Here is a 23,164-nt window from a genome sequence, read left to right as displayed (position 1 = left end):
TCAGTCCGCCAGTTCCAGAATACGCGCCACCAGCTGCGGGAAGCTCATCCCCGCCTGGCGCGCCGCCATCGGCACCAGGCTGTGGCTGGTCATACCGGGCGCGGTGTTGACTTCCAGCAAACGGAAACTGCCGTCGCTGTCTTCCATCACGTCCACGCGCCCCCAGCCGCTGCAACCCAGAACCTGCCAGGCTCGGATAGCCAGATCCTGCAGTTCCGCCTCACGCTCATCGCTCAGTCCCGCCGGGCAAAAGTACCGGGTATCGTCCGACAGATATTTGGCTTCATAATCATAAAAGATGCCTGCCGGCTGAATACGGATAGAAGGCAGCGTCTCTTCCCCCAGCACCGCCACGGTATACTCCGGGCCACTCAGCCATTTTTCGACCAGCACTTCGTCGTCGTATTTAAACGCCAACTCCAGCGCATCCGCCAGTTCATCGGCGGTAGTCACTTTCGACATACCAACGCTCGATCCTTCGCGGCTGGGCTTAATAATCACCGGCATTCCCAACGCGGCGACCTGGATTGCCAGGCTCGCCGTAAAACCGTCATGCGCGTTCAGCGTCACCGAAGGCGCTACCGGCAATCCGGCACCCTGCCATAACAGCTTGGTGCGCTGTTTATCCATAGTGATGGCAGAGGCCATCACACCGCTACCGGTATAGGGCATCCCCATCAAATCCAGCATGCCCTGCAGCGTGCCATCTTCACCACCGCGCCCGTGTAGCGCGATAAAGACCCTGTCGTAACCCTCTTCTTTCAGCGAGGTAACGGGGATATCCCGCGGATCCACGGCATAGGCGTCGATACCCGCCTCGCGCAGGCCAGCCAGTACCGCGCTTCCGGACTGCAGTGAAACTTCACGCTCTGCCGAACTTCCCCCCAGCAGGACGGCAACTTTTTCAACCATGTTGATCCTCCTCCTGAGTTTGGGGTTGCAATTTGATTTCAGCCAGTTTTTTCGCAATTTTCCCGACGTTCCCGGCACCTTGCACCAGGATCAAGTCATTTCCCGTCAGAACTGGCGCCAGGATCGAGGCTACCTGTTCTGCGTCCGGCACCAGGATCGGATCCACCATGCCGCGACCGCGAATGGTGCGACATAGCGAGCGGCTATCGGCGCCCGGAATCGGCGCTTCACCGGCCGAATACACCTCCAGCATCAGTAATGCGTCCACCTGCGACAGCACCCCGGCGAAGTCATCATAGAGATCCCGGGTACGGGTATAACGGTGCGGCTGGAAGACCATCACCAGATTTTTATCCGGCCAGCCAGCGCGCGCGGCCTTAATGGTGGCATCCACCTCCGTCGGATGGTGGCCATAGTCATCCACCAGCATGGCGCTGCCCGTTTTGCCGTTCACCGGCGCCAGCGGATACTCGCCCAGGAAGTCGAAACGCCGCCCGGTGCCCTGGAAGCTCTCCAGAGCCCGCAGAATGGCCTCATCGTCGATGCCTTCCTCGGTCGCCACCGCCACCGCCGCCGCCGCGTTCAGCGCGTTATGGCGCCCGGGTGCGTTAAGCTGTACTGCAATGGCGGGTTTATCCTGGCGCACCAGGGTAAACAGACCACAGGCGCCGTTCTGCCGGTAATCTTCAATCCGCACGTCCGCATCATCGCTAAAGCCGTAGGTGGTCACATGACGCCCTACTCGCGGCAGCAACTCGCGAATGACCGCATCGTCAACACACATCACCGCACGACCGTAAAACGGCAGGTTATGCAGAAAGTTAATAAACGTCTGCTTCAGATTCTCGAAGTCGCCCTGATAGGTATCCATATGGTCGGCTTCGATATTGGTGACCACCGCCACCATCGGCTGCAGATGCAGGAAGGAGGCATCGCTCTCATCCGCTTCCGCAATCAGGTAACGGCTGCAACCCAGTCGCGCATGGGTACCGGCCGACTTCACCAGACCACCATTAACAAAGGTGGGGTCCAGTCCCGCCTCCGCATAAATACTTGCCACCATAGCCGTGGTGGTGGTTTTTCCATGGGTACCGGCAATCGCGATACCGTGGCGAAAACGCATCAGTTCCGCCAGCATCTCGGCCCGGCGAATCACCGGGATGCGCAGCTCATGGGCCGCAACGATCTCAGGGTTATCCTGAGTGATGGCAGATGACACCACTACCACGCTCGCATCCCGCACGTTTTCCGGGCGGTGATGGAAATAGATCGTTGCGCCGAGCTCAGACAACTGCCGGGTAACCGGGTTCGGCGCCAGATCGGAACCGCTGATCTGGTAGCCTTCATTCGCCAGCACTTCCGCGATGCCGCCCATGCCGGCCCCGCCGATGCCAACGAAGTGTATGTGCCGGACGCGACGCATCTCGGGCACGATTGAACGCAGTTTCGCCAGTTGTTGTGTATTCATTCTTTAATACCCACGGCGCAATCAGCGCCTTACCTCTTAAATATCACTCCGGGGCACAAAATCGCGCCCGAATCATCAGGCCAGCGCCGCAGCGCTAACCTCCTTCGCCACGCGCTCCGTAGCATCCGGAATCGCGGCCGCACGCGCACGTCCGGCCATAGTCAATAAGGTTGCGCGGTCCCAACCTGCCAGGGTTTCCGCTACCGCATCTACCGTGAACTGCGGCTGTTCCAGGATCTTCGCCGCTCCCGCTTTTTCAAGCGGCAGCGCATTCCAGTACTGCTGGCGATCTTTGTGCTGGAAGGGGACAAACAGCGCCGGTACGCCAGCGGCCGCGATCTCACTGACCGTCAAGGCGCCAGAGCGGCAGACCACCACATCGGCCCATCCCCAGGCCTGAGCCATATCGTCAATAAACTCCGCAATCCGGTGTTGGGGCTGACCCGCCTCAGCATAGGCCCGCTCCACTTCCTGCTGCGCGCCCTTACCGGTCTGATGCCAGATAGTCACGCTCTCGCCCAGCCGTGCCGCCACCTGCGGCATTGTCTGGTTCAGAATGCGCGCCCCCTGAGAGCCGCCAATCACCAGAATCCGTACCGGACCTTCGCGATCCGCGAAGCGTACTTCGGGGGCAGGCAGCGCTAATACATCGCTGCGTACCGGGTTACCAACCACTTCCGCATTGGGAAAAGCGCCCGGAAATGCCTGCATCACCGTACGGGCAATCTTCGCCAACCACTTGTTGGTAAGGCCGGCAATGCCGTTCTGTTCATGCAGCACCACCGGAATGCCCAGCGACCAGGCAGCCAGACCGCCAGGGCCAGAAACATAACCGCCCATACCCAGCACCACATCCGGCTTAAAGTGCTTCATAATGGCCCGCGCCTGACGCCAGGCGTTAAAAATACGCAGCGGCGCCAGCAGTTGAGCCTTCAGCCCTTTGCCGCGCAGCCCGGAAATACGGATAAAATCGATCTCAATACCGTGTTTCGGTACCAGGTCCGCCTCCATTCGGTCCGCGGTGCCCAGCCAGCGAATCTCCCAGCCCTGGGAATGTAAATGGTGCGCGACTGCCAGGCCCGGAAATACGTGCCCGCCAGTACCACCCGCCATCACCATTAACCGCTTCGTCATCGCGTAGCACCTCTTGTCACCGCCTGGCCTTTGGCCAGCCGGGTTTCATAATCAATTCGCAGCAGCATCATAATGGCCGTCGACATGATCAGCAGACTCGAACCACCGTAACTGATCAGCGGCAGGGTCAACCCTTTGGTCGGTAGCATACCGGCCGCGGCACCCACGTTGACCAGCGCCTGGAAGCTAAACCAGATGCCGATAGAGCAGGCCAGGAAGCCAGCGAAACGCTGGTTCATATCCAGCGCTTTGCGCCCTATCGACATAGCGCGAAAGGCCACGAAGAATACCATCAAAAGCGCCAGCACCACACCGATATATCCCAGCTCCTCACCGATGATGGAGAAGATAAAGTCGGTGTGCGCTTCGGGCAGATACTCCAGTTTCTGAACCGAGTTCCCCAGCCCCTGTCCCCAGAATTCGCCGCGCCCGAAAGCCATCAGCGACTGGGTCAGCTGGTAACCGCTGCCGAAGGGATCTTCCCAGGGGTTCCAGAAGGAGGTCACACGCCGCATACGGTAGGGTTCCGCCAGGATCAGCAGGACCACCGCCGCAATCCCCATACCGATAATGGCCAGGAACTGCCACAGCTTGGCGCCTGCCAGAAACAGCATGGCCAGCGTGGTCACAAACAGCACCACCACGGTACCGAGGTCCGGCTGTGCCAGCAGCAGCACCGCCATCACCAGAATCACGCCCATCGGCTTCAGGAAGCCGCGCAGGTTGTTACGCACCTCGTCAACCTTACGCACCAGGTAGTTCGCCAGGTAACAGAACAGAGACAGCTTGGTAAACTCCGCGGGCTGAATACGCAGCGGCCCCAGCGAGATCCAGCGCGAGGCCCCGTTAACCGAGCTCCCCACCACCAGCACGATCAACAACATCGCGATCGAGGCCAGAAGCATCACGGCGCTGTAGCGCTGCCAGAACGCCATTGGCAGACGCAGCGTCACCATCGCCAGCAGAAAAGCCAGCAGCAGGTAGATAGCATCACGCTTGGCGAACAGGAAAGGATCGTCCGCCAGACGCTGTCCCACGGGCATTGAGGCCGAAGTCACCATAATGAAGCCGATAGCCGCCAGACCGAAGGTCAACCACAGCAGCACGCGATCGTAGAGCACCATGCTGTTGTCGTCCGCTTCGCGGGAGCCCATCACCCAGCCCCTGAGCGCGGTAAAGAGCCATGCCAGCAACGCGCCAATAGCGCCGCCGCCCGGTATATGTGGCATACGCGGCATTCTCAGGCGCGGGAGAGAGAGTCGCATCAGCCTAACTCCTTCGCCAGTTGCGTGAAGCAGTCTCCACGCTGTTCAAAATTTTTAAACTGATCGAGACTGGCGCAGGCTGGTGACAGCAGCACTGTATCGCCGGGGCGAACCCTTGGAGCGATCAGGCGCATTGCCTGCTCCATGGTTTCGGTCTGCTCCGCAATCTCCGGGCGCAGCGCCGCCAGCTCGCCGCCATCGCGGCCAAAGCAGTAGAGACGGATACGGTCGCCCTGCAGAAAACGGTTCAGCGGCGCGAAATCCGCCGATTTTCCGTCTCCGCCCACCAGTAGATGCAAGGTGCCGGTTACCCGCAGGCCGCTCAGGGCCGCCTCAGTACTGCCCACATTGGTCGCCTTCGAATCATTAATCCAGCACACATCGTTATGATTGAGCACCAGTTGGAAGCGGTGCGGCAGCCCCCCGAAGGTCGTCAGCGCCAGCAAGCTGCTGGACCGGGGCAACGCTACCGCATCCGCCAGCGCCAGCGCCGCCAGCGCGTTGGTATAGTTATGCTGCCCGACAAGCTGCATCTCATTGACGTTCAACACTTTTTCGCCACGCGCCCGCAGCCAGGTGTCGCCCTGCTGGTGATTAAGGTGATAATCCCCCACGTCCACCCCAAAGCTGATGCAGCGCTCATCGGCGCCGCGCACCGGCATGGTCAGGGCATCGTCAGCGTTAACGACGCAGACGTCCGCGTTTTCATAGATACGCAGCTTGGCGCCACGATACTGCTGCAAACCAAGCGGATATCTGTCCATATGATCTTCGGTCACATTCAGTACCGTGGCCGCCGCCGCTTTCAGGCTGGATGTGGTCTCCAGCTGGAAGCTGGATAGCTCCAGCACGTAGAGCTCGCGCTCGGCATCCAGCAGCATCAGCGCCGGTAAACCGATATTGCCGCCCACGCCGACGTTAACGCCGGCGGCTTCCGCCATTTCACCCACCATGCGGGTGACGGTACTTTTACCGTTAGAGCCGGTGATAGCGACAATAGGGGCCTGCGCCTCACGGCAGAACAGTTCGATATCGCCGACGATCTCGACACCGGCATCGGCAGCGGCAACCAGTGCTGGCGTTGCCAACGCAATACCCGGGCTGGCAACAATCAGATCCGCTTCCAGTAACCAGACTTCATTCAGACCACCCAGGTGACGTTCGATTTCCGGCGCCAGCTTGTCCAGTCCGCCGGGCGAAGTACGGGTATCCATAACGCGCGGCGTAACGCCGCGCGCCCGGAAAAAGTCCACGCAGGAGAGCCCGGTCAGGCCCAGGCCGATAATGACTACCTTTTTCCCCTGGTAATCCGCCATCGTTAACGTACCTTCAGCGTCGCCAGCCCAATCAGGACCAGCATCAGTGAAATAATCCAGAACCGCACGATAACTCGCGGCTCCGGCCAGCCTTTCAGCTCATAGTGGTGATGGATAGGCGCCATCCGGAAAATGCGCTGACCGCGTAGCTTAAAGGAGCCTACCTGCAGAATGACCGACAGCGTCTCCACCACGAAGACTCCACCCATAATGACCAGCAGAAATTCCTGACGCAGCAGCACCGCAATCACGCCCAGCGCACCGCCCAGTGCCAGCGAGCCCACATCGCCCATAAAGACCTGCGCCGGATAGGTGTTAAACCACAAGAAACCCAGCCCCGCGCCAACAATGGCCGTACAGACAATCACCAGTTCCCCCGCGTGACGCAGATAGGGAATGTGCAGATAACCGGCGAAGTTCATGTTCCCGGTGGCCCAGGCCACCAGCGCAAAGCCTGCGGCAACCAGTACCGTCGGCATTATCGCCAAACCATCCAGACCGTCCGTCAGGTTTACCGCATTCCCGGTACCGACAATCACAAAGTAGGCCAGCAGAATGTAGAAAATCCCCAACTGGGGCATCACATCTTTAAAGAACGGCACCACCAGTTCGGTGGCAGGGGTTCCTTTGCCGGTAATATAGAGAACGAAAGCCACCACCAGCGCAATGGCGGACATCCAGAAATATTTCCAGCGGGCCACCAGCCCTTTGGTGTCTTTACGCACGACTTTGCGGTAATCATCCACGAAGCCCACAATGCCATACCCCACCAGCACGAACAGCACGCACCAGACGTAGGGGTTGGAAGGATAGGCCCACATCAGTACGGAGATCACAATCGACGTCAGGATCATAAGCCCGCCCATGGTCGGGGTCCCGCGTTTGCTGAAGTGGGACTCCGGACCGTCGTTACGGACCACCTGACCGAAAGAGAGCTCCTGCAGGCGGGCGATCAGTCGCGGCCCCATCCACAGAGAGATAAACAGCGCTGTCAGCAGGCTGAGGATGGCCCTGAACGTCAGGTATGAAAAGACGTTGAAGCCAGAATAAAATTGGACCAGATGTTCGGCCAGCCAGACTAACATGTCCCCTTCTCCTGTATTGCTTGCACCACCTGTTCCATGGCAGCGCTACGTGAACCTTTCACTAAAATTGTTACCGCGGCATTTCCGGCCAGCAGCGTTTTCAGACGCGCTACCAGAGCCTGTTTATCATTAAAATGTTCGCCCACGCCGCTCGCATGGCTCAGCGCCTGACTCAGAACGCCTACGCTCAACACCTTATCGATTCCCGCAGCACGAGCCGCATCGCCCACCTGACGGTGGCACGCCTGTGCTTCGCTTCCTAACTCGCCCATATCGCCCACCACCAGTACGCGCTGGCCCGGCATTTCCGCCAGAACCTGCACCGCAGCAGTCATTGAGCCCACATTGGCGTTATAGCTATCGTCCAGCAGCAGTTGATTTTCTGAAAGAACAATCGGGAACAGGCGCCCGGGAACCGCTTTCAACTGCGCCAGCCCCTGCTGCACGGCCTGGGGTGCGGCGCCAACCGCCATCGCCAGCGCCGTCGCTGCCAGCGCGTTAGCAATGTTATGGCGACCCGGCAGCGGCAGCGTCACCTCAAAGGTTCCATCGGGGGTATTCAGCATAAAGTGAGTGCCATCAGCGCGAATCCGCACGTCGCTGGCGCTAAAATCACAGCCCGCCGCGTCGGGAGAAAAGCGCCAGGTGCGGCGATTGCCGATGATCCCGCGCCAGTTTTCCAGATCGTTGCTGTCAGCGTTGATAATCGCCGTCCCTTCGGAAGACAGACCTTCAAAGATCTCCCCCTTCGCCTTCGCGACACCAGCCAGCGAGCCGAAACCCTCCAGATGCGCCGCCGCCAGGTTATTGACCAGCGCCGCTTCCGGCCGCGTCAGGCTGGTGGTCCAGGCGATTTCACCCTGATGGTTCGCCCCCAGCTCAATCACCGCGTATTGATGTTCCGGCGCCAGACGCAGCAGCGTCATCGGCACGCCGATATCATTGTTCAGATTGCCCTCGGTATAGAGAGTGTTGCCACACTGGCGCAGAATCGCCGCGGTCATCTCTTTTACCGAGGTTTTACCGGAAGAGCCGGTCAGGGCCACAATCCGGGTCGGTACCTGCTGGCGCACCCAGGCGGCCAGCAGCCCGAAGGCGTGGCGGCTATCTTCAACCACCACCTGCGGCGCCTTAACGGCAAGCTCGCGGCTCACCAGTAGCGCACCCGCGCCGCTTTCCAGCGCCCGGTCGACAAAATCGTGGGCGTCGAAACGCTCGCCCTTCAGCGCGACAAACAGACAGCCCGGCGTGACTTTACGCGTGTCGGTAGTCACCGCCTCGATGACACCATCGGCGCCGACCAGACGACCATTAACCGCCTGCGCCAGCTGGCTCAGTGACAGGCTAATCATGCCCCCCCCCCCAGCAGTCGCGCGACGGTGACGCGATCCGAATAGTCCAGACGGCGATTGCCAACTACCTGATAGTCTTCGTGTCCTTTCCCGGCCACCAACACCACATCGTCGGCTCCTGCCTGCATAATGGCGTTAGTCACCGCTTCGGCACGCCCCGCCACCACTCGGGCAAGCCCGGCATCGGTCATACCGGCCAGGATATCCTCTACGATGGCCCGCGGCTCTTCGGTACGCGGGTTATCATCTGTTACCACCACCCGGTCTGCGAACTCTTCAGCCACGGCGCCCATCAAAGGACGTTTACCTTTGTCGCGATCGCCACCGCAGCCAAAGACGCACCATAGCTGGCCTTTACAGTGCAGACGCGCCGCTTCCAGCGCTTTTTCCAGCGCATCCGGCGTGTGCGCATAGTCCACCACCACGGTCGGTTTACCGGGCGCCGCGAAAACTTCCATGCGACCACACACCGGTTGCAGTCGTGCGGAGCTCTCCGTCAGTTTCTCCAGCGGATAGCCCAGCGCCAGTAGCGTCGCCAGTGCCAGCAACAGGTTGCTGACGTTAAAAGCCCCCATCAGACGACTTTCGATTTCGCCCTCGCCCCAGCTCGAACTGAAGCGGATGGTGGCGCCGCTATCGTGGTAATCGACGCCGGTTGCTTTCAACCAGCGGCCATGACCGTTCGGGTTAACCCGGTCTTCCATCGAAACCGCTACCGCGTCCGGCAGTTGTTCCAGCCAGCGCTGACCGGTTTCATCATCGGCGTTGATAATCGCCTGACCGTAGTGATGGTTGGAGAAGAGCTGCCATTTGGCCTCTTCGTAATGCGCCATATCACCGTGATAGTCGAGGTGATCGCGGCTCAGGTTGGTGAAGACAGCGGCCGCAAAATGCAACGCGGCAACGCGATGCTGTACCAGGCCGTGAGAAGACACTTCCATCGCAGCCAGGGTCGCGCCCTGACTTTTCAGACCAGCCAGTACCTGCTGCACATCTACCGCTGAACCGGTGGTATTTTCGGTCGGCGCCACGTGGCCGAGCAGCCCGTTACCTACCGTCCCCATTACCGCGCTGGTTTCCCCCATCAACTGCGCCCACTGAGCCAACAGCTGCGTGGTGGTGGTTTTACCGTTGGTTCCGGTGACTCCGACCAGACGTAAATGGTGCGACGGGGAGCCATAAAAGCGATCCGCCAGCGCGGACAGGCGCTGATTAAGCTGGCTCAGCCAGATAACGGGTACGCCGTGAACTTCTCGCACCTCACCGTCGGCGGCTTCGCCTTCCGCTTCCGCCACGACAGCGGCAACGCCCTGCGCTATCGCCTGCGGAATGAAACGACGTCCGTCAGCCTGATGACCTTTTACCGCGACAAAGAGATCCCCCGACGCCGCCACGCGGCTATCGAGCGTCATCTCCCGAAGCGTTCGCTCCGGCGCCTGCGGCGCCCAGGGAGCCACCAGGTCATGCAAATTACGATCTGCCACCCGTTTTCCCACCTTCATTAATCACAAATTCGTTTTTATCGCCCGTCGGCAGCGCATCCGGCTCGACGTTCATGGTACGCAATACACCGCCCATGATGGCGCCAAATACCGGAGCCGAAACGGCGCCACCGTAATATTTACCCGCCTGCGGATCGTTAATGACCACCACCAGCGCAAAACGTGGGTTGCTGGCAGGGGCTACGCCCGCGGTGTAAGCAATATATTTGTTGATATAGCGTCCATCAGGACCCACCTTCTTGGCGGTACCGGTCTTGATGGCGATTCGGTACCCCTTAATTGCCGCCTTCACCCCGCCGCCGCCAGGCAGCGCCACGCTCTCCATCATATGAACCACCGTACGTACGATGGATTCCGGAAAAACGCGCTCGCCGGGAACCGGCGGATCGACCTTAGTGATAGACAGGGGACGATACACCCCGTAGCTACCGATTGTTGCGTAGACTCGCGCTAACTGTAACGGCGTTACCATCAGCCCGTAGCCGAAAGAGAAGGTGGCCCTCTCTAAGTCAGACCACCGTTGTTTTTTTGGATATAAGCCACTGCGTTCTCCGACCAACCCCAAATTGGTCGCCTTTCCCAGTCCGAAGCGTGAGTAAGTATCTACTAACGCCGAGGACGGCATCGCTAACGCCAGCTTGGAAACGCCGACGTTACTCGACTTCTGCAGAATTCCGGTGACGGTCAGCTCGCTGTAGCGCGCCACGTCCCGAATTTCATGTCCGCTAATCCGGTAGGGAACGGTGTTTAACACGCTGTTTTCCCGTACCACACCGCGCTGTAGCGCAGTCATTACCACCATGGGCTTCACCGTGGAGCCCGGTTCAAACACGTCTGTGATGGTGCGGTTACGCATCACATCCTTCGGTGTTCCCGCCAGATTATTCGGGTTGTACGACGGACTGTTCGCCATCGCCAGAATCTCACCGGTGTGAACATCCACTAACACCGCACTGCCCGATTCCGCTTTGTTGAACGCTACGGCGTTGTTCAGTTCGCGATACACCAGAGCCTGCAGGCGTTCATCGATACTCAGCGCCAGGTTATGGGCCGCCTGACTGTCGGTAGAGGAGATATCCTCGATCACCCGTCCATAGCGATCCTTACGCACGATGCGCTCACCGGGTTGCCCCGTCAGCCACTTATCAAAACTCTTCTCAACGCCTTCGATCCCTTCACTGTCGACGTTGGTAAAACCGATTATCTGGGCCGTTACCGCCCCGGCGGGATAGTAGCGACGGGATTCTTTACGCAGATGAATGCCCGGCAGCTTGAGTTTTTTGATGTAATCGCTGATATCCGGATTCACCTGACGCGCCAGATAGATAAAGCGCCCCTTAGGGTTAGCGTTTACTCGCTTCGCTACCTGATCCAGCGGCATCTTCAGCGCATCCGCCAGCGCCTGCCAGCGGTTGTCCAGGGTAATCCCCCCAGCGGCATGCAGCTCTTTCGGGTCAGCCCAGACGGCGCTCACCGGTACCGAGACCGCCAACGGACGTCCGCCACGGTCGGTAATCATGCCGCGTGAGGTGGAAACCTCCTGAACGCGCAGTGAACGCATATCCCCCTGACGAACCAGCATGTCGGGATTAATTATCTGTAACCAGGCCACGCGTCCCAACAGAAACGCCAGTGCTAACAGAATGCAGCCGCACAGCAACGCAAAACGCCAACTGATAAAGTTGGCCTGATCGTCCTGACGCTTCGGTTTTTGCGATCTCGTCGCGGCTCTCATTGGTTACCAGGTTCCTTAGACTTCATCAAAAACATCTACTTCTGCACCACGATATTTTCCTGCGCCGGATCCACATGCTGCATATGCAGTTTCTCCGTGGCCGTACGCTCCACCCGGCTGTGATCGCCAAGGGCATTCTCTTCCAGAATCAGGTTGCGCCATTCGATATCCAGCGCGTCGCGCTCCAGTACCAGTTGCTCGCGCTGGGCGGTAAGCAGGCGGGTATGGTGCGCGGTGGTGACCACAAAAATGGCAGTGACGATAATGGCAATGAAAAGACAGAGTGGCAGCTTCCCGTATCGCAACAGGTCGCTTCCGATTACGCCAGGCAAAGCATGACGCTCGTTGCTTCCGATCGACCCGGTTACTTTGCTCAGGGCCTCTGTCACTCTGCTAATCATGCGTTCGTCCTCTCTGCAATACGCAGAACTGAACTCCGGGCTCGAGGGTTGTCCGCCACTTCTTCTGCACCCGGCATCATTTTTCCTATTATTTTCAGCTGGCGACCGCCCAATTGGTTAAGCTGCGCTTCCGTCATCGGGATCCCCGCCGGCACCTGAGGCCCACGACTGTATTCACGCATAAAGCGCTTCACCAGCCGATCTTCCAGCGAGTGGAAACTGATAATGGAAAGCCGCCCTCCCGGGGCAAGTACGTCCAGCGAGCCTTTTAGCGCCAGCTCTACCTCCTCCAGTTCACTGTTTACCCAGATGCGCACCGCCTGGAAGGTACGGGTCGCGGGGTGTTTATGCTTGTCTTTGACCGGGGTAGCTGCCGCCACCACTTCCGCCAGCTCGCGGGTCCGGGTCATCGGCTGCTCCCGGTTACGCTCCACGATGGCGCGGGCGATGCGTTTTGCGAAACGCTCCTCGCCCCAGGTTTTCAATACCCGGGCGATTTCATCCTCTTCGGCATCCATCAGCCATTCGGCGGCCGAACGGCCACGGCTGGGATCCATTCGCATATCCAGCGGGCCATCGCGCATGAACGAGAATCCACGTTCAGGATCGTCGAGCTGGGGGGAAGAGACCCCAAGGTCAAGCAGAATGCCGTCGATACGACCGGCTAGCGAGCGCTCGCGCATATAATCGCCAAGCGCAGAAAAAGGCCCATGAATGATGGAAAAACGCGGATCGTCGATGGCCTGCGCGGCGGCAATTGCCTGAGGATCGCGATCGATAGCCAACAGACGTCCTTCCGGCCCCAGACGGGACAGGATAAGACGGGAATGACCACCGCGACCAAAAGTGCCATCAATGTAGATACCGTCACGACGCGGGTTAAGACCCTCTACGGCTTCGTCGAGCAGTACCGTGGTATGTTTATAATTTTCCATCATTTTTTATAATGACAAGTCCTGCAGCCGCTCCGACAAATCGCTCACGGAGGATTGCTCAGCGTCAATATCTTCCGTGACCTGTTGATGCCAGGTCGCCTCGTCCCACAGCTCAAACTTATTAAACTGTCCGACCAGCATCACTTCTTTGGAAAGTCCGGCGTGCTGTCTGAGCACTGGCGCGATCAACAGGCGCCCCGCACTGTCCATCTGACACTCGCTGGCATGCCCCAACAGCAGTCGCTGTACGCGGCGTTCCGCGGGGTTCATGCTCGATAAACGCGACAACTTTTGTTCAATAATCTCCCACTCGGGAAGTGGATAAAGCAGCAGGCAGGGGTGATGGATATCAATGGTGCAAACCATTTGACCCATCGCGGTTTCGATCAGCTTTTCCCGGTAACGGGTAGGAACGGAAAGCCGCCCCTTGCTGTCGAGATTGACTAACGTTGCCCCACGGAACATGCCAGTCTCACCCTCTCCTCACCCTTTTCACCACTTTATCCCACAAATTCCCACATGAAGAAGTTTACGGAGCGGAGGAAAAGCTTGTCAAGCCAACACCCATATAATAAGAAAGTAAAAAAAGGTCACTGACAGGGGATTAACAGCCTGAGAGAAAACCGCGATTCGGGCGAGACAAAATTAACGCGCTGAATATTTGTAGAAAAATGACTAACAGACATGCAAATCGTAAAAACGGCTGAAGACATCCTGAAAAAAATATTACGTGCTAAGTTTGCGACGCGGGCGGCATTTTAAGGCAATTCACCTGGCAAGAACAGCGCCAGATGGCGTCTGTACGCTGGCGGCAGGCAAGAGGAAGAAAAACAATCAGAATATTTGCTGTTTTTTCGCTCCGTTCCGGAAGGTGAATGTAACAAAATCATTCCGGCCTATTAAAAAATTGACACCGGGGGGAAGGAAAAAAGTCTTAACTAAAAAACTCAGTAAGAAAACTCTGTCGATTTTTAACACCATATGACGAGAATAGTCTCAATTATCAGGCAGCCGAAGCTGCCGTTTCAATTAAGCGCGACTCAAGTTACCCCGGCGCCAAAGATTTCGACGTATTCGGGTTAAACCGGCCTGTGGCTTACGCGGTTCATCAAGACTTGCCAGCACCAGTTCCAGTACCTGCTCGGCCACTTCACGGTGGCGCTGGGCCACAGCAAGTACCGGACACTGCAGGAAGTCCAGCAGCTCATTGTCGCCAAAAGTCGCGATAGCCAGTTCAGACGGCAGCCGCCCTTCACGACGCAGCGTGACGTCCATTACCCCCTGCAACAGGGCAAACGAGGTGGTGAACAGCGCCTGAGGCATGGGATTGTTATCCAGCCACAGGCCAAAGCTGCGCGCTGCCGCCTCGCGTTCATAGCTGTCGGCGTACAGAAACTGCACTTCACGTGGATCGTCCCGCCAGGCATCGCGAAAGCCTTTTTCACGCAGGAAGCTGACCGACAGTTCAGGCAATGCCCCCAGATAAAGCACGTTTTCGGCCGAAAACTGGCGCAGCTCCGCCGCCAGCATGCCGGCATCTTCTTCATCCGCCCCCACGACGCTGGTGAAGTGTTCGGGATCCAGCGCACGGTCCAGGGCAATGATGGGAAACTTACCGCTGGCCCAGCGTTGGTAGAAAGGATGCTCCGGCGGTAGAGAGGTGGAAACGATAATGGCATCGACCTGACGCTGTAGCAGATGCTCCACGCAGCGCATTTCATTATCCGGCTGATCCTCGGAACAGGCGATAAGCAGCTGATAACCGCGCTGGCGCGCCTGGCGCTCCAGATAGTTGGCGATGCGGGTATAGCTGGTGTTTTCCAGATCGGGAATCACCAGACCAATGGAGCGCGTTCTGCCAGCCCGCAGCCCTGCGGCAACGGCGTTGGGATGATAGTTATGTTCGCGCACCACCGCCATCACTTTTTCTACGGTCTTATCGCTGACACGATACTGCTTTGCCTTGCCATTAATGACGTAGCTCGCCGTGGTGCGGGAAACCCCCGCCAGACGCGCAATTTCATCCAGTTTCACTATTGCCCCTTATAATCGTTAAGCCGTAGCCTCAGCCCTGCAGCCCACTTTCGCACCACTGGCGCGAAGACCCCGAGGTTACATCTTTTAACATCTAAGCGCAGAATAATAACCGGAGCAACCGCTTTTAAATCAGCCCGACTCCGATTTTGCCAAAAAAAACCCGGCATGAATGCCGGGCTTGTGAGCCGCGTCTCCTCACTGGCGCATAATCTTGTCGCCGCGTGACAGCCCCACCACGCCGGAGCGGGCAATTTCCACAATGTTAGCGACATCGCGAATGGCGGCCAGGAAGGCATCCAGCTTATCGCTGGTTCCCGCCAGTTGCACAGTATAGAGCGACGGCGTGACATCGATAATCTGACCACGGAAGATCTCCGCGCTGCGTTTGACCTCTTCACGGCCGTATCCGCTGGCCTGCACCTTCACCAGCATCATCTCGCGCTCAACGTGGGAACCCTGTCCCAGTTCACTGACCCGGAGAACATCTACCAGCTTGTGCAGTTGCTTTTCGATCTGCTCGATAATCTTCTCGTCGCCCACGGTCTGGATCGTCATGCGCGACAGGGTGGGATCGTCGGTGGGTGCCACCGTCAGGCTTTCAATGTTGTAGCCTCGCTGAGAAAACAGCCCAACAACGCGCGACAACGCACCCGATTCGTTTTCCAGTAATACAGATAATATCCGGCGCATAATCAGGTTCTCTCCGTTTTGCTCAGCCACATTTCATCCATTCCCCCACCGCGGATCTGCATCGGGTAGACGTGTTCACTACCGTCCACGGTGACATCCACGAACACCAGACGACCGCTTTTCACTTGTGCCAGCGCCTCGCTCAGCTTACTTTCCAGCTCCTGAGGCTGGGTGATACGTATCCCCACATGGCCATATGCCTCTGCCAGACGAGCGAAATCCGGCAACGATTCCATATAGGACTGGGAATGACGACCTGAATAGATCATATCCTGCCACTGCTTCACCATGCCGAGGAAGCGGTTATTCAGATTCAGCACCAGCACCGGCAGATTGTACTGTAATGCCGTCGAGAGCTCCTGAATGTTCATCTGAATGCTGCCGTCGCCGGTAACGCAGACCACCGTCTCTTCCGGAAGCGCCAGTTTAACGCCCAGCGCTGCTGGCAGGCCGAAGCCCATGGTGCCCAGACCGCCGGAATTAATCCAACGACGCGGCTTATCAAAGGTGTAATAAAGCGCGGCGAACATCTGGTGCTGACCGACGTCCGAGGTCACGATGGCATTTCCTTCCGTCAGGCGATAGATTGTCTCGATGGCTGCCTGCGGTTTGATCGTTTCACTATCCTGCTGATAGCTAAGGCACTTACGGGCACGCCACTGCTCGATCTGCTGCCACCAGTCACGGATCTCATCCAGCGGTCGTTCCGCCGGCGCTTCCTGATCCAGCAGTTCCAGCATCTGTCGGAGGACCTGGCGGGCATCGCCGACGATCGGCACATCTGCCTCCACCGTTTTGGAGATCGACGTGGGATCAACGTCAATGTGCAGCACCGCGGCATTCGGGCAATATTTGGCCAGATTATTGGTGGTACGATCGTCGAAACGCACGCCAACCGCGAAGATCAGCGAAGCATTATGCATCGCCATATTGGCTTCATAGGTGCCATGCATACCCAGCATGCCCAACGCCTGAGGATGGGTACCCGGGAAAGCTCCCAGCCCCATCAGCGAAGAGACGACCGGTGCATTCAGCGCTTCCGCCAGCTGCAATAACTCTTTATCACAGCCGGAATTAATCGCGCCGCCACCCACGTAAAACACCGGGCGTTTTGCCGCCGTCAGGGTATTCAGGGCCCGCTTAATTTGCCCCCGATGTCCCTGAGTCGTCGGGTTATAGGAACGCATGCTGACCGTCTCCGGCCAGACATAGGGCAGCTTATTGGCGGGATTCAGGATATCTTTCGGCAGGTCGACCACAACAGGTCCGGGACGGCCGCTGGCCGCCAGCCAGAACGCCTTCTTCAGCACGCCGGGAATATCTTCGGTCTGTTTCACCAGAAAACTATGCTTCACCACCGGGCGGGAGATACCCACCATATCGCACTCCTGGAATGCATCGTAGCCGATGAGCGACGTTGCCACCTGCCCGGAAAGCACTACCATGGGAATGGAATCCATATAGGCGGTCGCAATGCCGGTGATGGCATTGGTCGCACCGGGACCGGACGTGACCAGCACCACACCCACTTCGCCGGTAGCACGAGCCAGACCGTCTGCCATATGGACAGCCGCCTGCTCGTGACGAACCAGCACGTGATCGATTCCCCCAACGGTGTGCAGCGCATCGTAGATATCGAGCACCGCGCCTCCGGGATAGCCGAATACCTGTTTAACGCCCTGATCGATCAACGATCGGACAACCATCTCGGCTCCTGACAACATCTCCATGGTTTGCCTCCAGGCTTTTTTGTTTAGCGACTGACTACGGAACTCATTTCCATACAGTCACGGCGCGGGTGAGTACCCTCGCCCGTTTTTAGGATATTAAGGAAAGCATTTTTCTAACATAACCTCTGAAAATCGGGCAGGCAATGCGTTAACGGCTCATCTCCCGCCGCCTTTTTTTTGCCATTCACTAAATCAACTGCAACATACAGCCAAAATAACCACTTCAACGTGATACATACAAATAAAAAACCATATAAAGAGGAATTTATCAGAATAAAATCTAATTCAAAGCACTACGGACGAGTGGCTACCGGCTCACTGACACGCCCCTCAGGCAGGCCCCTTTCAATGGGGCATTCAGTCAGATGAACACAGCTTCGCACCGCCGCGCCCCGAAAAAATTTCGCCTGTTCGTGAAATTAATGCAAACTTTCAGTGGCCTCATTTACCAAAAAAACCAGCAGAAATATCGCTATTAAGCAGTCATTCATTCCATCTCTTATTGGATAAGCAGTTTATCCACCTGGTTTTACCAATACAGTCATTGGCTGGTCCTGCAATATGAATCATTTCGAGGGGTTGACTCCGCAAGCCAGATAACGTACCACTAATACATACTTAATTTTGATGAGGCGGACTTAATGATTTTTATCGCTCACCACTCTCTGGCTCTACTACTAAACGCCTTCACTGTGCGCGGTAGGCTGGCGGGTAGCGGTAAACATTAATCCGACTCACCAGACAAACAAAAACCCGCGCCACTGCGCGGGTTTTTTTATGCTCGAAGCAGGGCGCCTGATAAAACAAAGGACCGAACCCATGAGCCAACAAGTCATTATTTTTGATACTACTTTACGCGATGGTGAACAGGCGTTGCAGGCAAGCCTGAGTGTGAAAGAGAAGCTGCAAATCGCCCTGGCGCTGGAGCGTATGGGTATCGACGTGATGGAAGTGGGGTTCCCGGTCTCTTCCCCTGGCGACTTCGAGTCGGTACAGACCATTGCCCGTCAGGTCAAAAACAGCCGCGTCTGCGCCCTGGCCCGCTGCGTGGAAAAAGACATCGACGTCGCCGCCGAGTCGCTGCGCGTTGCCGAAGCCTTCCGGATTCACACCTTTATCGCCACTTCACCCATGCATATCGCCACCAAACTGCGTAGTACGCTGGATGAAGTCATTGAACGCGCCGTGTATATGGTGAAGCGCGCCCGTAACTATACCGACGATGTCGAATTCTCCTGCGAAGATGCCGGTCGTACGCCGGTGGCGGATCTGGCCCGGGTGCTGGAAGCCGTTATCAATGCCGGCGCCACCACCGTCAACCTGCCGGATACCGTGGGTTACACCACGCCAGCCGAATACAGCAACATCATCGCATCAGTGCGTAACAGCGTGCCAAACATCGATAAAGCGATTATCTCAGTCCATACCCATGACGACCTGGGCATGGCGGTCGGTAACGCCATCGCCGCCGTTGAAGCCGGCGCCCGTCAGGTCGAAGGCGCTATGAACGGTCTGGGCGAGCGAGCCGGAAACTGCGCGCTGGAAGAGGTGATCATGGCCATCAAGGTGCGCAGCAAAATGATGAACCTGCGCACCAATATCAACCACCATGAAATCTGGCGTACCAGCCAGACCGTCAGTCAGATCTGCAATATGCCGATTCCGGCCAACAAAGCGGTAGTGGGAACCAACGCCTTTGCCCACTCTTCCGGCATCCACCAGGATGGCGTACTGAAGAATCGCGAAAACTACGAAATCATGACCCCGGAATCCATCGGTCTGAACCAGGTGCAGCTGAACCTGACCTCACGCTCCGGCCGCGCCGCAGTGAAGCATCGTATGGACGAAATGGGCTACCAGGAAAGCGATTACAACATGGACGAGCTGTACGACGCCTTCCTGAAGCTGGCCGATAAAAAGGGCCAGGTGTTCGACTACGACCTGGAAGCCCTCGCTTTTATTAATAAACAGCAGGAAGAGCCGGAGCATTATCGTCTGGACTACTTCACCGTTCAGTCCGGCTCTAACACCATGCCAACCGCTTCAGTGAAATTAGCCTGCGGCGACGACATTAAATCGGAAGCCGCCACCGGGAATGGTCCGGTCGATGCCGTCTACCAGGCCATTAACCGCATTACCGGTTACGCCATTGAGCTGGTGAATTATCAGCTCAGCGCCAAAGGCCACGGCGAAAACGCGCTGGGCCAGGTTAATGTGGTCGCCCGTTATAACGGCCGTCGCTTCCACGGCGTAGGGCTGGCAACCGACATCGTAGAATCTTCCGCTCAGGCCATGGTTAACGTGCTGAACAATATCTGGCGCGCTGCCGAAGTGGAAAAAGAATTACAACGCAAAGCTCAGACTAAAAAACAGAATCAGGAAACCGTGTGAACATGTCCAGAAACACCCATATTGCAGTATTACCGGGCGATGGGATCGGCCCGGAAGTGATGGCCCAGGCGCTGAAAGTACTGGATGCGGTACGCAAGCGCTTCGATATGCGTATTACCACCAGTGAATACGACGTGGGTGGTATCGCCATCGATCGTCACGGAACCCCGCTGCCGACCGCTACCGTGGAAGGCTGTGAACAGGCGGATGCCGTACTGTTCGGGTCGGTCGGCGGCCCTAAATGGGAACACCTGCCCCCGAACGAACAGCCTGAGCGCGGCGCGCTGCTGCCGCTGCGTAAACACTTTAAGCTGTTCAGCAACCTGCGCCCGGCCCGCCTGTGGCAGGGGTTGGAAAGTTTCTGTCCGCTGCGGGCCGACATTGCAGAACGCGGCTTTGACATTCTGTGCGTCCGTGAACTGACCGGCGGTATCTACTTTGGTCAGCCGAAAGGGCGTGAAGGCAGCGGCATGTATGAAAAAGCGTTCGACACCGAGGTGTATCACCGCTTCGAGATCGAACGCATCGCCCGCATCGCCTTTGAATCGGCACGCAAGCGTCGCCACAAGGTGACCTCCATTGATAAAGCCAATGTGCTGCAAAGCTCGGTGATGTGGCGTGAAATCGTTAGCGAAATCGGCAAACAGTATCCCGATGTCGAGCTGAGCCATATGTACATCGACAACGCCACCATGCAGATGATTAAGGATCCGTCTCAGTTCGACGTGGTGCTGTGCTCAAACCTGTTTGGCGACATTCTTTCCGACGAATGCGCCATGATCACCGGCTCGATGGGCATGCTGCCCTCCGCCAGCCTGAACGAGCAGGGCTTTGGTCTTTATGAGCCCGCGGGCGGCTCTGCGCCGGACATCGCAGGCAAAAATATCGCCAATCCCATCGCCCAGATCCTGTCGCTGGCGCTACTGCTGCGCTACAGCCTGGATGCCGGTGAAGCCGCTGAGGCTATCGAACGCGCCGCCAATCGCGCACTGGAAGAAGGTATCCGCACCAGCGATCTGGCCCAGGGCGGTCAGGCAGTCAGTACCGATGAGATGGGCGATATCATCGCCCGCTATGTGGCAGAAGGGGTATAAATCATGGCCAAAACCTTATATCAGAAGCTGTTTGACGCCCACGTCGTGCGCGAAGCGCCGAACGAAACGCCGCTGATCTATATCGATCGTCATCTGGTGCATGAGGTTACCTCTCCCCAGGCCTTCGACGGCCTGCGGGCCCACAACCGCAAAGTGCGTAGGCCTGAAAAAACCTTCGCCACTATGGATCACAACGTCTCTACCGAGACTAAAGACATCAACGCTTCGGGCGAGATGGCGCGTATTCAGATGCAGGCGCTGATTAAGAACTGCGATGAATTCAGCGTAGAGCTGTACGATCTGAACCATCCCTGGCAGGGGATCGTTCACGTTATGGGGCCCGAGCAGGGCATCACCCTGCCCGGCATGACCATTGTCTGCGGCGACTCCCACACCGCCACCCATGGCGCTTTCGGCGCCCTGGCTTTCGGTATCGGTACCTCGGAAGTCGAGCACGTGCTGGCGACCCAAACCCTGAAGCAGGGTCGGGCCAAAACCATGAAGATCGAAGTCACCGGCAAGGCCGCGCCTGGTATCACCGCGAAAGATATTGTACTGGCCATTATCGGCAAGACCGGTAGTGCGGGCGGCACCGGCCACGTGGTTGAATTCTGCGGTCCAGCCATTGAAGCACTGAGCATGGAAGGGCGAATGACCCTGTGCAACATGGCGATCGAAATGGGCGCCAAAGCAGGTCTGGTCGCGCCGGATGAAACGACCTTTAACTATGTGAAAGGCCGCCGCCACGCGCCGAAAGACTCAGAATGGGACGAAGCCGTCGCATACTGGAAGACCCTGAAGAGCGATGAAGGCGCGGTCTTCGATACCGTCGTCACACTGAACGCCGAAGAGATTGCCCCGCAGGTCACCTGGGGAACTAACCCGGGTCAGGTGATTTCCGTCACCGATGCGGTGCCGAATCCGGCCTCGTTCGCCGATCCGGTAGAGCGCGCCTCCGCCGAGAAAGCGCTGGCCTATATGGGGCTGCAGCCGGGTGTTCCGCTGACCGATGTCGCTATCGACAAGGTCTTTATCGGCTCCTGCACCAACTCACGTATCGAGGATCTGCGTGCCGCCGCCGCCATCGCTAAAGGGCGCAAGGTCGCACCAGGCGTGCTGGCGATGGTGGTTCCTGGCTCCGGCCCGGTTAAGGCTCAGGCCGAAGAAGAAGGACTGGATAAGATCTTCCTCGAGGCCGGTTTTGAATGGCGCCTGCCAGGCTGTTCCATGTGCCTTGCAATGAACAACGATCGTCTGAATCCTGGTGAACGTTGCGCATCCACCAGCAACCGTAACTTCGAAGGGCGTCAGGGACGCGGCGGACGCACCCATCTGGTGAGCCCGGCGATGGCTGCCGCTGCCGCTATCACCGGCCGTTTCGCCGATATTCGCGACATTAAATAAAGGAGGCACACCATGGCAGAGAAATTTATCCAACATACCGGCCTGGTCGCCCCACTGGACGCCGCAAACGTCGATACCGATGCGATCATCCCGAAGCAGTTTCTGCAGAAGGTGACCCGTACCGGCTTTGGCGCCCATCTGTTTAACGACTGGCGTTTTCTGGACGATAAAGGCGAGCAGCCCAATCCGGAATTTGTGCTGAACTATCCGCAGTATCAGGGGGCTTCAATCCTGCTGGCACGTGAAAACTTTGGCTGCGGATCATCCCGTGAACATGCTCCCTGGGCCCTGACCGACTACGGCTTTAAGGTGGTAATTGCACCGAGCTTCGCCGACATTTTTTACGGCAACAGCTTTAATAACCAACTGCTGCCGGTCACCCTGAATGAACAGCAGGTAGATGAACTGTTCCAACTGGTTCAAAGCCAGCCGGGCATTAAGTTCACGGTAGATCTGGAAGGTGAAAAGGTTATCGCCGGTGATAAAGAGTATCCCTTCACTATCGACACCTTCCGCCGCCACTGCATGATGAATGGCCTGGACAGCATTGGCCTGACGCTGCAGCACGAAGAGGCTATCTCGACCTGGGAACAGAGGCAGCCCGCCTTCGCCCGTTAATCGACAGCCCCTCCGCCCGGAGGGGTTTTTATTTGCGAATTCCGCCCATAAAAAAGCCGACGGTAACAAACCGTCGGCCGGTGATATTCGCACCA

At 57.7% G+C, this 23,164-nt stretch carries 19 protein-coding genes; 4 read left to right on the top strand and 15 right to left on the bottom strand.

Features of this window, described 5'->3' with window-relative positions; all coding sequences use genetic code 11:
• The 15 genes from FEM41_RS09515 to ilvI all read right to left on the bottom strand — a co-directional run bounded on the left by FEM41_RS09515 (position 1) and on the right by ilvI (position 17,562).
• Positions 1-912 (bottom strand): D-alanine--D-alanine ligase, encoded by a 912-nt coding sequence (locus tag FEM41_RS09515; protein WP_138095748.1) that lies wholly within the window; start codon positions 910-912, stop codon positions 1-3.
• A complete protein-coding gene (gene murC / locus FEM41_RS09510; protein ID WP_138095747.1) occupies positions 905-2,380 on the bottom strand; it encodes a UDP-N-acetylmuramate--L-alanine ligase in 1,476 nt (491 codons plus the stop codon). The genes FEM41_RS09515 and murC overlap by 8 nt, the downstream gene beginning before the upstream one ends.
• Before the next feature lie 75 nt (positions 2,381-2,455).
• Positions 2,456-3,514 carry an undecaprenyldiphospho-muramoylpentapeptide beta-N-acetylglucosaminyltransferase gene (murG, locus tag FEM41_RS09505; RefSeq protein WP_138095746.1) on the bottom strand — a complete coding sequence of 353 codons (1,059 nt, stop codon included), beginning with the start codon at positions 3,512-3,514 and terminating at the stop codon, positions 2,456-2,458.
• On the bottom strand, positions 3,511-4,779 hold the full coding sequence (gene ftsW / locus FEM41_RS09500) for a cell division protein FtsW (RefSeq protein WP_138095745.1): 1,269 nt from the start codon (positions 4,777-4,779) through the stop codon (positions 3,511-3,513). Before ftsW ends, murG begins: the two co-directional genes overlap by 4 nt.
• Positions 4,779-6,095: a UDP-N-acetylmuramoyl-L-alanine--D-glutamate ligase gene (gene murD / locus FEM41_RS09495; protein ID WP_138095744.1), complete on the bottom strand. Its 1,317-nt coding sequence runs from the start codon at positions 6,093-6,095 to the stop codon at positions 4,779-4,781. The genes ftsW and murD overlap by 1 nt, the downstream gene beginning before the upstream one ends.
• Before the next feature lie 2 nt (positions 6,096-6,097).
• Positions 6,098-7,180, bottom strand: coding sequence for a phospho-N-acetylmuramoyl-pentapeptide-transferase (gene mraY / locus FEM41_RS09490; protein WP_138095743.1), 1,083 nt, complete (start codon positions 7,178-7,180; stop codon positions 6,098-6,100).
• Positions 7,174-8,532 (bottom strand): UDP-N-acetylmuramoyl-tripeptide--D-alanyl-D-alanine ligase, encoded by a 1,359-nt coding sequence (gene murF / locus FEM41_RS09485; protein WP_138095742.1) that lies wholly within the window; start codon positions 8,530-8,532, stop codon positions 7,174-7,176. Before murF ends, mraY begins: the two co-directional genes overlap by 7 nt.
• Positions 8,529-10,016 carry a UDP-N-acetylmuramoyl-L-alanyl-D-glutamate--2,6-diaminopimelate ligase gene (murE, locus tag FEM41_RS09480; RefSeq protein ID WP_138095741.1) on the bottom strand — a complete coding sequence of 496 codons (1,488 nt, stop codon included), beginning with the start codon at positions 10,014-10,016 and terminating at the stop codon, positions 8,529-8,531. The genes murF and murE overlap by 4 nt, the downstream gene beginning before the upstream one ends.
• The gene (locus FEM41_RS09475; RefSeq protein ID WP_138095740.1) at positions 10,003-11,769 is read right to left on the bottom strand and encodes a peptidoglycan glycosyltransferase FtsI; all 1,767 of its coding nucleotides are present in this window, start codon (positions 11,767-11,769) and stop codon (positions 10,003-10,005) included. The genes murE and FEM41_RS09475 overlap by 14 nt, the downstream gene beginning before the upstream one ends.
• 35 nt (positions 11,770-11,804) lie before the next feature.
• Positions 11,805-12,170, bottom strand: coding sequence for a cell division protein FtsL (gene ftsL, locus FEM41_RS09470; RefSeq protein WP_138095739.1), 366 nt, complete (start codon positions 12,168-12,170; stop codon positions 11,805-11,807).
• On the bottom strand, positions 12,167-13,108 hold the full coding sequence (rsmH, locus tag FEM41_RS09465) for a 16S rRNA (cytosine(1402)-N(4))-methyltransferase RsmH (protein ID WP_138095738.1): 942 nt from the start codon (positions 13,106-13,108) through the stop codon (positions 12,167-12,169). The genes ftsL and rsmH overlap by 4 nt, the downstream gene beginning before the upstream one ends.
• Positions 13,109-13,111: 3 nt before the next feature.
• A complete protein-coding gene (mraZ, locus tag FEM41_RS09460; protein ID WP_138095737.1) occupies positions 13,112-13,570 on the bottom strand; it encodes a division/cell wall cluster transcriptional repressor MraZ in 459 nt (152 codons plus the stop codon).
• Between the two features lie 564 nt (positions 13,571-14,134).
• On the bottom strand, positions 14,135-15,139 hold the full coding sequence (gene cra, locus FEM41_RS09455; protein WP_138095736.1) for a catabolite repressor/activator: 1,005 nt from the start codon (positions 15,137-15,139) through the stop codon (positions 14,135-14,137).
• 198 nt (positions 15,140-15,337) lie between these two features.
• A complete protein-coding gene (gene ilvN / locus FEM41_RS09450; protein WP_138099151.1) occupies positions 15,338-15,832 on the bottom strand; it encodes an acetolactate synthase small subunit in 495 nt (164 codons plus the stop codon).
• Positions 15,833-15,834: 2 nt separating this feature from the next.
• Entirely contained in the window at positions 15,835-17,562 is a 1,728-nt protein-coding gene (gene ilvI, locus FEM41_RS09445; protein ID WP_138095735.1) for an acetolactate synthase 3 large subunit, read from the bottom strand.
• 819 nt (positions 17,563-18,381) lie between these two features.
• Here ilvI and leuA point away from each other — a divergent pair.
• From leuA to leuD, 4 genes are read left to right on the top strand one after another with little or no spacing between them, the layout of a single operon-like run.
• The gene (gene leuA, locus FEM41_RS09440) at positions 18,382-19,953 is read left to right on the top strand and encodes a 2-isopropylmalate synthase (RefSeq protein ID WP_138095734.1); all 1,572 of its coding nucleotides are present in this window, start codon (positions 18,382-18,384) and stop codon (positions 19,951-19,953) included.
• A gap of 2 nt (positions 19,954-19,955) precedes the next feature.
• Positions 19,956-21,047, top strand: a complete 1,092-nt coding sequence (gene leuB / locus FEM41_RS09435) for a 3-isopropylmalate dehydrogenase (protein ID WP_138095733.1) — start codon at positions 19,956-19,958, stop codon at positions 21,045-21,047.
• A 3-nt stretch (positions 21,048-21,050) separates the two neighbouring features.
• On the top strand, positions 21,051-22,451 hold the full coding sequence (gene leuC / locus FEM41_RS09430; RefSeq protein ID WP_138095732.1) for a 3-isopropylmalate dehydratase large subunit: 1,401 nt from the start codon (positions 21,051-21,053) through the stop codon (positions 22,449-22,451).
• Between the two features lie 12 nt (positions 22,452-22,463).
• The gene (leuD, locus tag FEM41_RS09425; protein WP_138095731.1) at positions 22,464-23,069 is read left to right on the top strand and encodes a 3-isopropylmalate dehydratase small subunit; all 606 of its coding nucleotides are present in this window, start codon (positions 22,464-22,466) and stop codon (positions 23,067-23,069) included.
• Positions 23,070-23,164: the final 95 nt, after the last annotated feature.

The organism is Jejubacter calystegiae (assembly GCF_005671395.1).
Classification (GTDB): Bacteria; Pseudomonadota; Gammaproteobacteria; order Enterobacterales; family Enterobacteriaceae; genus Jejubacter; species Jejubacter calystegiae.
This window is presented reverse-complemented; position numbering and strand designations above follow the sequence as displayed.